The organism is Micromonospora solifontis, assembly GCF_003725545.1.
Lineage (GTDB): Bacteria > Actinomycetota > Actinomycetes > Mycobacteriales > Micromonosporaceae > Micromonospora > Micromonospora solifontis.
In genome coordinates this window covers 30,849-43,017 of the sequence record NZ_RJLN01000033.1, presented here as the reverse complement: position 1 = coordinate 43,017, position 12,169 = coordinate 30,849, and the positions used below count along the sequence as shown (strand labels likewise).

Sequence of the window (12,169 nt, the reverse complement as noted above, 5' to 3'; positions counted from 1 at the left end):
CGGCGCAGGGCAGCTACTCCCTGAAGTCCGACGTCAACCTCGGTGGCGGCGCGGCGTACCTGAAGAAGACCGCCACCACCAGCCTGAGCGGGCGGACCACCCTGCGGGCCACCGCGCGGGTCGCCCCGTGGGGCAGCTTCGGCACCAGCAGCCAGGCCAAGCTCTACGTCAAGACCGGCTCGTCCTGGCAGTGGTACGACGGCGGCACCGTCGCGGTCACCTCCTCCGGACTGAACCTCTCGCTCAATCTGAGCGGGGTGGCCAACCTCGGGGACGTGCGCGAGATCGGCGTGCAGTTCGTCCCCGGCAGCGGCGCGAGCGGCACCTCCGCCGTCTACGTCGACAACGTCACCATCCAGTAGGCCGGGCGGCCCGGCCCGGCGCTCCCGCCGGGCCGGGCTCCCGCCTCACGCCAGGCCGGCCAGGGCCGCCCGGGCCTCGTCCGCCGTCGGGCGCTGCGGGTCCGCCGCGAGCAGGCTCTCCAGGGCCATCCGGTACGCGGTGTCCCGCGCCCCCGCCGCCGGGGTTTCGACGTCCGGGGCGACCCCGGTGCCCTCCCAGTTGGTGCCGGTGGCCGCGTGCACCGGCCGGGCCACCGGCACGGTCAGCTCCAGGTGCGGGTGGGCCCGGAACCCGGTCCGGGGGTGCGCCCCGCCCCGGGTCCGCTCACCGACCACCGTCGCCCGGCCCAGCTGCTGCAGGTCGTACGCCAGCTCCTCGCCGCCGGAGAAGGTGTCCGGGCCGGTCAGCACGTACACCGGCTTGTCCGGCTGGTACCCGGGCACGGGCAGGTGCGCCGCGCTCCAGTACTGCCGGCCCGCGCCGGCCCGGTTGTACATGGTGTGCAGGTGCACCGGCTCGGCGAAGAACCAGCCGCAGACCAGGGCCGTCATGTCGGGGCTGCCGCCCAGGTTGCCGCGCAGGTCGAGCAGGAGCGCGTCGGTGCCGGCGAGCAGCCCGAGCGCCGCCGTCACCGCCGCGCCGCCGAGCTGCGGCGGGAGGAGGAACGGCCGCAGGTCCAGCAGGCCGACGTTGCCGGCGAGCCGTTCCACCCGGGCCACCCCGCCCATGTGCCGGGCGGCCAGGTCGGCCCAGGCGCCCTCGTCCGGGTCCTCGTCGCGCTCGGGCAGTGCGGTGACGTGGTGCTTGAGCCGCAGGTGCAGGTCCCGGTTGGCCGACTGAAGGTCCTCGGTGACCAGCGCGCCCAGGGCCGCCGGGTCGGCGACGTCGGCGTACCGCCCGGCGCGGAGGCGGTCGCCCAGGTGGGCGGCGATCCGCTCGGCCACGTCGGGAAAGACGTAGTGCTCGGCGACCAGCTTCGCGGACCGCTCGACGATCTCGGTGATTTCGTCCTGTCGCATGTTCCTGCCCCGTTTCCACAGTGGTGTGCGGGCCAGTAGAGCAGCCGATTGACAAAGCGTCAAGAGAAGTAGACGCTTTACGTCGTGCCCGATCCGCTCCCCGGCGACCTCCACGTCCGCACCCCCGCCCACTTCAAGGCGCTGGCCCACCCGTTCCGCCACCGGCTGCTCTTCGCCCTCGGCGCGGGACCCGCCACCATCAGCCAGCTCGCCGCCGGGCTGGGCGCGGCCAAGGGCACCGTCGCCCACCACCTCAAGGTGCTCACCGAGGCCGGCCTGGTCCGCCCCGCCCACACCCGCCAGGTCCGCGGCGGCACCGAGCAGTACCACGAACGCTCGTTCCGCCGCCTGGCCGGCGGCGAGGGCGACGCCGAGGCCACCGCCGCGCTGCTGGGGGCGGTCGCCGAGGAACTGGTCACCGACCCCGACCCGCTGCTGCACCTGCGCCACCTGCGGCTCACCCCCGAACAGGCGCACCGGCTCCGGTCCACCTTGGAGGAACTGGTCGCCGACGCCGACGAGGCCGGCCCCGGCCAGCCGCGCCACGGCGTCCTGGTCGCCCTCTACCGCCGGGGCGCCCCGGCGACGCCGCCCGAGTGACGTACGCCGATCGGACCTGGCGGTGGTAACCCGGGCTGGCTAGGCTGGCGCCGTTCGCCGTCCGCAACCGGTCCTCATCGTCGAGGTGCGCGCCCAGAGAGCCGGAGCGATTTCGTTGTGCCCCAGCAGGACGTGGACCCGGCCGTGACGGCGCGGGTCCGTTCCCCGCTCGCCGGCCGCGTCGGGCTCGTCGCGGCCGCCTTCGTCGTACTCGGGGAAGCGGGCTGGCTGCTCGCCGGCCTGCCCAGGGCCGCCCTGGTCAGCGACCTCGGCGCGGTGGCCGTGGCCAGTTGGGCGGCACTGGCCTGCACCGGGGTGGCCCGCCGGCACCCGGCGCCGCTGCGCCGGTTCTGGGTGCTGCTGGCCGTCACCATGACGCTCGCCGCCCTCGGCCGCACGGTGTGGACGGTCGAACGGCTCGGCGGCGACGCGCTGCCGCACACCCCGCTGGTCGGCGGGCTCTTCACCGCCGGCATCGTCACCGGCACCGCCGCGCTGCTCTGCTCCCTGGCCGCCCCGCGCAGCGTGGTCGGGCAGGCCCGTACGGTGCTCGACGGGGTGATCGTCGCGCTGGCGCTGATCCCGATCGGCTGGGTGGTGGTGTTCCGCGACATCGCCGCCGCCGACCTCGCCGACCCGCTGCGCACCTTCGGGCTGCTCTACCCGATGTTCGACCTGATGCAGCTCACCATCCTGGTCGCGGTCTCCGGGCCGACGCGGCCGATGTGGCGGGCACTCACCCTCATCGGGGCCAGCCTCGCCATCCGGGCCGCCGCCGACGCGGTCTACGTCTCGCTCGTCGCGCACGACAGCTACGCCGCCGGCCACCCGATCGACGTCTGCTGGCCGCTGAGCTACCTGCTGATCGGCGCCGCCACCGGGCACCCGCCGCCGGCCGACTGCGACGGTGAGGAGGAGACGATCGAGCCGCCGCTGCCGCCGTGGTGGCGGGTGGCCCTGCCGTACCTGCCGGTCGGCGGCGCCATCGTCGCGGTGGTGCTCGCCCGGCGGCCCACCGGGCAGACCCCGCACCTGATCTTCGTCGCCATGATGGTCCTGCTCGGGGTCCTCGCGCTGCGGCAGGGGCTGGCCGCCAACGAGAACCTGCGGCTGGTCGCCCGGCTGCGCCGGCTCGCGTACTCCGACCAGCTCACCGGGCTGCCCAACCGGCTGACCTTCACCCGGCGGCTGCGTCGGGCCCTGCGCGACGGCCGCCCGGTCGCCGTGCTGCTGCTCGACCTGGACGGCTTCAAACAGGTCAACGACCGCTTCGGGCACGCCGCCGGGGACCGACTGCTGACCACCATCGCGGAACGGATGCACGACACGGTCGGCGGCGACGGGATGATCGCCCGGCTCGGCGGCGACGAGTTCGCCGTGCTGGTCGGCCCGCCGGTGCCGCCCGAACGGCTCGCCGAGCGGCTGCTCGCCGCCCTCGAACCGCTGCCCGGTGAGGAGGACCTCGGCGTCCACCCGTCGGCCAGCATCGGCATCGCCGAGTACGGCCCGCAGCACACCTCCCACACCGACCTGCTCCGCGACGCCGACATCGCCATGTACGCGGCCAAGGCGGCCGGCAAGTCCGCGTACCGGGTCTGCACGCCGAGGTTGCGCGAGTCGGCGGTGAGCCGCGCGGAGCTGATCGCCGACCTGCGCCGCGCGGTCGACGAGGGACAGCTGCTCATCGAGTTCCAGCCGATCGTCGACCTGGCAACCGGCACGGTGAAGAGCGCCGAGGCCCTGGTCCGCTGGCGGCATCCCCGGCTCGGAGTGCTGCCCCCGGCGCGGTTCCTGCCACTGGCCGAGGAGACCGGGCTGATCCTGGCGATCGACCGGTGGGTGCTCGGGCAGGCGTGCCGGGCCGCGGCGACCTGGCGGCAGCGAGCCCCCGAGGTGACCGTCGCGGTGAACATCGCCGCCGCCCACCTGCGCCGTCCCGACCTGGTCGCCACGGTCACCGAGGCGCTCGAGGCGGCCGGCCTGCCACCCGACGCGCTCACCCTCGAGCTCACCGAGTCCGCGCTGATCGACGGGAGCGAGACGGTCCTGGAGCGGCTGGCCCAGCTGCGCGAACTCGGCGTCCGGATCGCCATCGACGACTTCGGCACCGGCTACTCCTCGCTGAGCTACCTGCACCGGATCCCGGCCACCGAGCTGAAGATCGACCGATCCTTCGTGGCCCGTCTGGACGCCGAGGACAGCCGGGCGTACGCCACGGTGGAAATGGTCAACCGGCTGGCCGGCGCGTTCGACCTGATGGTGGTGGCCGAGGGCGTCGAGACCGGCGCCCAGCACGCGGCGGTCGCCGCGATCGGGTGCGTGCAGGGCCAGGGCTGGCGGTACGGCCGCCCCACCGCCCTGCCCGACCTGCTCGCCACGCTCACCCCGATCGACGTCGCCCGCTGACCGGCCCGGGGTGAGGGGGGCCTAAGGTCCCGAGCGGGACAGGGGGTTCGGCCCTGCCTTCGACGGCGAGCCGACGGCCATCATGAGACGGTCGAAAACAAAGACCCCCATCCACACAGGAGCTCGACATGAAGCGACGGACGCTGGATCTGCTGTTCAGCATCGGCGGCATCGGCCTGGCGGTTCTGCTGCTCGTCGTGGGCATCGTCCTCACCACGAACGCGAACTTCGCCAACAACTACGTGCACGACCAGCTCGCCGCGCAGCACATCAGCTTCAAGCCGGCGAACGCGCTGACCGACGAGGAGAAGAAGTCGGAGTGCCTGCGTGAGTACGCCGGCCAGCAGCTCACCACCGGCAAGCAGGCCGAGTGCTACGCCAACGAGTTCATCGGCCTGCACCTCAAGGCGATCAGCGGCGGCAAGACGTACGCGGACCTGGGCGGGCCGGAGTCGGCGCTGAAGCAGCAGGTGGCGCAGGCCGAGCAGGCCAAGGCCGCGAACCTGCCCGACCTGCAGAAGCAGCTCGCCCAGGTCAGCGCCCAGCGGGACACCGTGTTCAAGGGCGAGTCGCTGCGCGGCATGCTGCTCACCTCGTACGGCTTCAGCGAGTTCGGCCGCAAGGCCGAGCAGGGTGCCCTGGCCATGTACCTCGGTGCGGCGCTGCTCCTGCTGCTGTCGCTGGCGGGCCTGTGGCACGCCTTCCGCACCCCGGCCAGCGAGACCTTCGCCGCCCCGGAGAAGGCCAAGGAGCCGGTGAACAGCTGACCCGCTCCCGCCAGATCGCCCCCGGTCTCCTCCCACCCCCTCAGGAGGCCGGGGGCGATCGCCGTTCCGGTACCGCCCCGGCGGGCCGGCGGCACAATCGGGCTTGACCCTCACGCAACGGGAGGCGGGAGCCTTGGTCGCGGAAGGGAGGGAACCATGGCGTACACGGTGGGTCAGGTGGCCCGGGCGGCCCGGGTGACCGTTCGGACGCTGCACCACTACGACGAGATCGGGCTGCTGTCGCCGAGCGGGCGCAGTCCGGCCGGCTACCGCCGCTACGACGACGCCGACCTGGAACGGTTGCAGGTCATCCGCGCCTACCGGGAGCTGGGGTTCCCGTTGGAGGAGATCGCCGAGATCCTCGACGACCCGGGCGGGGACCGGCTGCCGCACCTGCGGCGGCAGCACGAACTGCTCACCGGGCGGATCGGGAAGCTGCAGGAGATGGTCGCGGCGATCGAGTTCGCGATGGAGGCGAGAAAATTGGACATTCAGCTCACGCCGGAGGAGCGGTTCGAGGTGTTCGGGGACTTCGACCCGGACGAGCACGCCGAGGAGGCGGAGCGGCGCTGGGGCGGCACCGAGGCGTACCGGCAGTCGGCCGAGCGGACGGCGCGCTACTCGAAGGAGGACTGGCAGCGCAACAAGGCCGAGAACGAGGACTGGGCCCGGCGGATCGGCGCACTGTTCGACTCGGGCGCGCCGGCCGACGGCGCGGAGGCGATGGCCCTCGCGGAGGAGCACCGGCAGCTCATCACCCGCTGGTTCTACGACTGCCCGTACGAGATGCACACCTGCCTGGCGGACATGTACGTGGCCGACCCCCGATTCACGGCGTACTTCGAGAAGATCCGGCCGGGGCTGGCCGCGTACCTGAACGAGGCGATCCACGCCAACGCGATCAGCCGGGCGTGACCGGGGCGGCCTGGCAGGATGGGCCGGACGGCTCAGCCACCGGAGGTCACGTGATCATCGTCGCCGGCACCCTGTACGTCGACCCCGCCGAGCGGGACGCCTACCTGGCCTCGTGTGTCGAGGCCGTGCGGGCGGCCCGCTCGGCGCCGGGCTGCGTCGACTTCGCGGTCAGCGCCGACCTGGTCGAGCCGGGCCGGATCAACGTGTACGAGCGGTGGGAGTCCGACGAGCAGTTGCTGGCCTTCCGCGGGTCCGGCCCGAGCGAGGAGCAGGCGACGGCGATCCGCGGCGCCGAGGTGCACCGGTTCCGGATCTCCGGCGTCGAGGCGCCCTGACCCGGATCGGGGGTCGATCGTGACCGTGGTGCTCGGGCCGTACCCGCTCTGTCCGGCGTGCCGGCAGGTCAACGGGGGACTCGTCGCGGTCCGACACCGCCAGGTGCACCTCCGGGCGCACGGCCGGGAGGCGTGCGTCGACCGGGGAATCGCCGGCCTGATCGCCCACCTCTGGGCGGTCTGCGAGACCCGCAGTTGCTGCGAGGACGACGGTGGCCGGGGGTACGTGGTCCCGACGCCGGAGACCCGGCCGGCGGCGGTTTCGTGCCGCACGAGCCCGACCCGGCAGACGGGTCGTGAGGCCCTACAAACTTGATGACGCAGACGATTCGCCGGCGGAGACCCGCGTCGCGGGCCATTTCGGCCTGAGTCGTACACGTCATCAAGTTCGTAGTCTCGTGGGGGCGTGGGGCGGCCCGCCGGGAACCCGCGGGCTCGCTCATACCCCGATTGTGCAACTCGTGCATCTCGTACAACCGGATGGTCTCGGCGGAGAGCCACACCGGCGGGCGCGGCGTCCGCCGTCGTCACAGGATCAGGTCGAGCAGGAGCACCCCGGCGAAGCCGACCACGGAGATGATCGTCTCCATCACCGACCAGCTCTTGATGGTCTGCCCGACGGTCAGCCCGAAGTACTCCTTGACCAGCCAGAAGCCGGCGTCGTTGACGTGTGAGAAGAACAGCGACCCGCAGCCGACCGCCAGCGCCAGCAGCGCCACCTCCGGCTGGCTCAGGGTGGCCGCGAGCGGCGCGACGATGCCCGCGGCGGTGATCGTGGCGACGGTGGCCGAGCCGGTGGCGATCCGGATGCCGACCGCGACCAGCCAGCCCAGCAGCAGCGGCGAGATGTTCGCGCCCTTGGCGGCGTCCGCGACCAGGTTGCCCACCCCGGCGTCGACCAGGACCTGCTTGAAGCCGCCGCCGGCGGCGACGATGAGCAGGATGCCGGCGATGGCCGGCAGCGACCCGCCGAGGAAACCGGACACCTGGGTACGGCTGAACCCGGTCCGGTAGCCGAGGAAGACCATCGCGAAGATGACGCCGGCCAGCAGGGCGACGATCGGGGTGCCGATGATGTCCAGCGTCTTGCGGCCCGCGGTGCCCTCGTCGAGGGTCAGCTCGCCGATGGCGCGCAGCAGCATCAGCACCACCGGCAGCAGGACGGTGACCACGGCGGCCCAGAGCGCGGGCGCGCGGCGGGGGCGCTGTCCCTCGTCGATCGGCGCCCCCGGGCGTTCGGCACCGGGGTTGACCAGGTCGTCCTCGGTGACCAGGTCGCCGTCGGCGTCGAGCCGGCCGCCGCCCGGCGTGGTCGGCCGCTTGGCGTCGGCGACGGCCAGGGGCCGGCGGGTGGGCAGCAGCGCCTCCGGCGCGGTGGCCGGCACGTACCGGGCGATGAAGTTGCCGAAGACCGGCCCGGAGATGATCACCGTGGGGATGGCCACCAGCAGACCCAGGGCGAGGGTCTGGCCGAGGTTCGCGCCGAGGGCGTCGATGGCGACCAGCGGGCCGGGGTGCGGGGGCACCAGGCCGTGCAGCACGGAGAGACCGGCCAGCGCCGGGATGCCGATCTTCATCAGCGGTACGTCGACCCGACGGGACACCAGCAGCACGATCGGCACCAGCAGCACCACGCCGACCTCGAAGAAGAGCGGGAGGCCGATCAGCGCGGCGACCCCGGCCATCGCCCAGGGCAGCGCGCCACCGGTGACCCGGGCGACCACGCGTTCCACGATGCTGTCCGCGCCGCCGGACTCGGCGAGCAGGCCGCCGATCATCGCGCCGAGGGCGATGAGCAGGCCCACGCCGCCGACGGTGGAGCCGACCCCGGAGCTGAACGAGGTGACGATCTTGTCGGGGGTGATGCCGGCGACCACGCCGAGCACCGCCGCGCCGAGGATCAGCGCCAGGAACGGGTGCACCTTCGCCCAGGCGATGAGCAGCACCACCGCGGCGATGCCGAGCAGCGCGGCGACGACGAGTTGGGTGTGGCCGGCGTCGGTGAGTGGTTCCGCCGGTGCGGCGAGCAGGGTGACCACGGCAATCACGGCCTTTCGGTCAGTGTCACTGAGGAGGAGCGGTGGGTGGTGGCTCCGGCGGCAGGCTGGGCGCCAGCCGCCGCAGCGACGCGAACGTCGGCACGAGGGCGTCGTACAGCTCGGAGAAGAGCGGCAGCAGGGCCGCGTAGGTGGCGGCGGCGGCCGGGTCGGGGCGTACCGTCTCGTCGATCTTCACCAGGTCGGCGGCGACGTCGATCGACTCGATCAGGCCGAGCGCCTGCATGCCCAGCAGCGCCGCCCCGAAGCTGGAACCCTCGTGGCCGGCGGGGAAGCGCACCGGCATGCCGAGCGCGTCGGCGAGGATCTGCCGCCACAGCGGGCTGCGGGCGAAACCGCCGCTGGCCCGGATCTCGCGTACCTCGTTGCCGGCGGCCTTGACCGAGGCGAGGACCAGGGCGAGCTGCTGGCAGACGCCCTCCAGCGCGGCCCGGACCAGGTGCTCCCGCCGGTGGCCGTGGGTCAACCCCACGTACGCGCCGCGCGGCAGCGCGCTCCAGTGTGGGGCGCGCTCGCTGAGCAGGTACGGCAGCATGATCAGCCCGCCGGAGCCGACGGGCGCGCGGGCGGCCATGTCGAGCAGCTCCTCCTCGGCGTGCTCGCCGAGTTCCGGGGTGAGCGCCTCGCCGGCCCACTGGAGCACGATGCCGCCGTTGTTGATCGCCCCGCCGACCACCCAGCGGTGCTCGGTGAGGGCGTAGCAGAAGACGCCGCCGAGGGGGTCGACGCCGGGGCGTTCCACCATCACCCGCATCGCCCCGCTGGTGCCGACGGAGCAGGCCACCTCGCCCGGGTGCACCGCGCCGAGCCCCAGGTTCGCCAGCGGGCCGTCGCCCGCGCCGACGACGAGCGGGGTGTCGGCGGGCAGGCCGGTGGCGCGGGCCGCCTCGGCGGTCAGCCCGGGCAGCACGTGCGTGGTCGGCACGAGCTGCGGCAGCTGCTCCTCGGTGATGCCGGCGATGCCCAGCGCCTCGGCGTCCCAGGCGAGCCGGTGGATGTCCATCAGCCCGGTGGCCGAGGCGACCGAATGGTCGGTGACCAGCGCCTCGGCCAGCCGCAGCAGCACGAAGTCCTTGATGCTCACCCAGTGCGCGACGCGTTCGTGCAGCTTGGGCTCCTGCTCGGCGTACCAGACCAGCTTGGGCAGCGGGGCCATCGGGTGCACCGGCGTGCCGGTGCGCCGGTGCAGGGCCAGCCCGGACGGTGCGGCGCGCAGCCGCTCGGCCTGGGCGCTGGCCCGGGAGTCGGCCCAGGTCACCGACGGGGTGAGCGGTTTGCCGTCGGCGTCCAGCCCGATCAGGCTGTGCATGGCGGTGCTGAAGGACAGGCCGGCGACCGGTTCGTGGAGTTCCGCGACGACCGCCCGGATACAGCCGACCACCGCGTCGAGGATCAGCTGGGGATCCTGCTCGGCGTAGCCGGGGTGCGGCTCGTCCAGGGGGTAGCCGATCGAGTGGACGGCGAGCTGCCGCCCGCCGGTGTCGTACGCGACCGCCTTGGTGCTGGTGGTGCCGATGTCCACGCCCACCACGACGGCCGTCCCACCCACCGGCTCACCTCCTCGTGCGGACCGCGGCGCCCCGCGACGGCGTGCGGACCGGACGTGATCGCCCTTGCGGCCGACGTTACCGACGGTGGGTCACCCCTGCACGGTGAAGCGACAGTGGGTGCTGCTCAGCGTGGCAGAGCCGGGCCCCGCTCAGCGTTCCGGTCCCCGGACCAGGAGATGGTCGCGCTCAGCAGACCGGCGGCCAGGAGGGTCACCCCGGAGACGATCGTCACCTTCATCTGCCCGCTCACCTGCGGCAACAGGAAGGCCGCGATGTCGAGCAGGAACGACGCGGACGCGACCACGGTCAGCGCGGCGGCGACCCGGTTGAGCCGCCGGTCCAACCGTTCGCTGCGCAGCGAGGCCTCGGCGAGCAGTGAGGCGTTCACGTGGCTGAGCAGCTTCTCCGCGCGCTCGTGGGTACCGTCCAGGCCGATCGTCTCGCGGGCCGCGAGGTAGGTGGCCCGGTGCGCCTGGCCCGACTCCACCCGGTAGGCGTCGAGATGGTGGTAGTCGGCCCAGACGCCGTCGAGGAACCGGCGGAACTCCGGCCCTTCGAGCCGGCCCGGGGCCGCCCGGGCCAGTTCGGTCAGGATCCGGAGCCCGCCGACGCTCGCGCCGACCAGCACCGACTGCTGAGCGACGGCGATGTCGGCCGGTTCCAGCATGGTCAGGATGTCGTCGATGGTGTCCGGCGACGGATCACCGTCCCAGGCGTAGGTGTAGGGCAACAGGATCTGGCAGTGGGGGCCCAGCACCAGGCCCGGCACCCGCCCGTCCGGCTCCCAGGCGGGATCCCGGGCGATGAAGTGGCAGTTGTACCGGACGGCGCGGGGGTCGACCTCCGTCCAATCGGCGGCGGCGGCGCCGCCCGGCGGCACCATCACCTGCCGGAGGAGTCCGGACCGCTGCGCGGCGGCCAGTACGTCCCGCAGCAGGGCCCGGTCGGCCTCCCGGAGCTTGCGGTTGATCGTCGCGTCCAGCGCGACCAGGGCGTGCACGTCGAGCTTGCGAAGGTCCGTCGGGTGTCGCAGGGCGTACGTCACGAGGATGGCGCCGGCGGCGAGGATCCGGATCCGGCAGCCGACGATCGTGACGTCGGGCAGGCTGACCGCGGCCCGGGCGAGGTCCGTGAAATCGACGTCGACGGTCTCCTCGGCGTTGTACGCCACCGAACCGAGCATTCCCGGGACGGGGTGGATCTCGCCATGTCCCGGCACCACCACCGTGCCCACGGTGCGGTCGACCGAGGCGTAGTGCAGGGGATAGGCCCTGGTCTGGACGTGCAGTACGTCGCTCATATCCCGGCCACCGCCATGTGCTCCGGGATCAGCCCGGTCTCCGGTACGACAACCTCACCGAGGTACCGGCGCTGAAGGTCCTCGGTGCTGTGGTTCCGCACCGGGGCGCCGACGGCCGCCGCGAGATCGTCCGTGGTCAGGTAGCTGGCGTCCTCGGGCACCGACCGCTTCCGGAACCACCGTCGTTGCGCGGCCAGCACCGGATGGTCCGCCGCGGCGAGCGGCCAGTAGCTGACCATCGTCACGGTCTGCGGCTGCGCCGCGGCCCCCAGGCCGACGACCGCCCGGGCGTGCTCGTCGGGAAGGTAGAAGACCAGCCCCTCGGCCACGTACGCGATGGGCCGTCCGACGGCGAACCGCCGGATCCGGTCCAGGAGCCGGTGACGTTCCGCCGCGTCGTTGAGATCCGCCGCGACGTGCTCGACCTCCCGTTGATCGAGTATCCCGGCCGCCCGCAGCTCGGCTGCCCGTCGCCGCTTGGCCGCCACGATGTCGGGCAGGTCGACCTCCATCGCCGCGGCGAACGGCAGCAGCCACGGGTACGAGGAGAAGCCGGCGCCGCACACCACCAGCACCGTGTCGCCGCGCTGCTGCAAGGCCCGGGTCAGGGTGTCCAGGATGACCCGGCCACGCAGTGACACGACGAGGTCGTCGTGGGGGTACACCGATCCGGCGAACTCGTCCCACAGGTCCCGGACCGCGCCGCGGTCCTCGTCGGAGATCCACTCCCGGGCCAGCGGATCGGCCGCGAGATCCTCCCGTCGCGCTCGTGATTCGTTCACCAGGTAGGCGGTCAGTCCGACGTCGTTGCGCACGTCCACATAGAACCATGATCCGGCAATGGGACGGAGGCCCGCGGCGGCTCGGCCCGGAGACGG

12 protein-coding genes are annotated in these 12,169 nt (G+C 73.2%); 7 read left to right on the top strand and 5 right to left on the bottom strand.

Translation table 11 applies throughout. The features are described from left to right. Positions 1-20: 20 nt before the first annotated feature. The gene (locus EFE23_RS29545; RefSeq protein WP_369410325.1) at positions 21-362 is read left to right on the top strand and encodes a hypothetical protein; all 342 of its coding nucleotides are present in this window, start codon (positions 21-23) and stop codon (positions 360-362) included. A gap of 45 nt (positions 363-407) precedes the next feature. Here EFE23_RS29545 and EFE23_RS13910 read toward each other — a convergent pair whose 3' ends face one another. Beyond that, on the bottom strand, positions 408-1,361 hold the full coding sequence (locus EFE23_RS13910; RefSeq protein ID WP_123241343.1) for a S41 family peptidase: 954 nt from the start codon (positions 1,359-1,361) through the stop codon (positions 408-410). Between the two features lie 84 nt (positions 1,362-1,445). Here EFE23_RS13910 and EFE23_RS13905 point away from each other — a divergent pair, with 84 nt between their 5' ends. The 6 genes from EFE23_RS13905 (at position 1,446) to EFE23_RS13880 (ending at position 6,700) form a co-directional block, all read left to right on the top strand. Continuing rightward, positions 1,446-1,961 (top strand): helix-turn-helix domain-containing protein, encoded by a 516-nt coding sequence (locus tag EFE23_RS13905; RefSeq protein ID WP_123241342.1) that lies wholly within the window; start codon positions 1,446-1,448, stop codon positions 1,959-1,961. Between the two features lie 117 nt (positions 1,962-2,078). Continuing rightward, positions 2,079-4,367, top strand: coding sequence for a putative bifunctional diguanylate cyclase/phosphodiesterase (locus tag EFE23_RS13900; RefSeq protein ID WP_199737069.1), 2,289 nt, complete (start codon positions 2,079-2,081; stop codon positions 4,365-4,367). 128 nt (positions 4,368-4,495) lie between these two features. Further along, on the top strand, positions 4,496-5,134 hold the full coding sequence (locus tag EFE23_RS13895; RefSeq protein ID WP_123241341.1) for a hypothetical protein: 639 nt from the start codon (positions 4,496-4,498) through the stop codon (positions 5,132-5,134). A 156-nt stretch (positions 5,135-5,290) separates the two neighbouring features. After that, positions 5,291-6,049, top strand: a complete 759-nt coding sequence (locus EFE23_RS13890; RefSeq protein ID WP_123241340.1) for a MerR family transcriptional regulator — start codon at positions 5,291-5,293, stop codon at positions 6,047-6,049. Between the two features lie 50 nt (positions 6,050-6,099). Continuing rightward, the gene (locus tag EFE23_RS13885; RefSeq protein WP_123241339.1) at positions 6,100-6,384 is read left to right on the top strand and encodes a putative quinol monooxygenase; all 285 of its coding nucleotides are present in this window, start codon (positions 6,100-6,102) and stop codon (positions 6,382-6,384) included. Between the two features lie 19 nt (positions 6,385-6,403). Then, positions 6,404-6,700: a hypothetical protein gene (locus EFE23_RS13880; RefSeq protein ID WP_123241338.1), complete on the top strand. Its 297-nt coding sequence runs from the start codon at positions 6,404-6,406 to the stop codon at positions 6,698-6,700. Positions 6,701-6,911: 211 nt separating this feature from the next. Here the strand turns inward: EFE23_RS13880 and EFE23_RS13875 are convergent, their stop codons facing one another. The 4 genes from EFE23_RS13875 to EFE23_RS13860 form a co-directional block, all read right to left on the bottom strand. Beyond that, positions 6,912-8,423 (bottom strand): GntT/GntP/DsdX family permease, encoded by a 1,512-nt coding sequence (locus EFE23_RS13875; RefSeq protein WP_123241337.1) that lies wholly within the window; start codon positions 8,421-8,423, stop codon positions 6,912-6,914. A gap of 25 nt (positions 8,424-8,448) precedes the next feature. Continuing rightward, on the bottom strand, positions 8,449-9,990 hold the full coding sequence (locus tag EFE23_RS13870; protein WP_123241336.1) for a gluconokinase: 1,542 nt from the start codon (positions 9,988-9,990) through the stop codon (positions 8,449-8,451). Between the two features lie 125 nt (positions 9,991-10,115). Beyond that, positions 10,116-11,291 carry a hypothetical protein gene (locus EFE23_RS13865; RefSeq protein ID WP_123241335.1) on the bottom strand — a complete coding sequence of 392 codons (1,176 nt, stop codon included), beginning with the start codon at positions 11,289-11,291 and terminating at the stop codon, positions 10,116-10,118. Continuing rightward, positions 11,288-12,106, bottom strand: a complete 819-nt coding sequence (locus EFE23_RS13860) for a class I SAM-dependent methyltransferase (RefSeq protein ID WP_199737068.1) — start codon at positions 12,104-12,106, stop codon at positions 11,288-11,290. Before EFE23_RS13860 ends, EFE23_RS13865 begins: the two co-directional genes overlap by 4 nt. Positions 12,107-12,169: the final 63 nt, after the last annotated feature.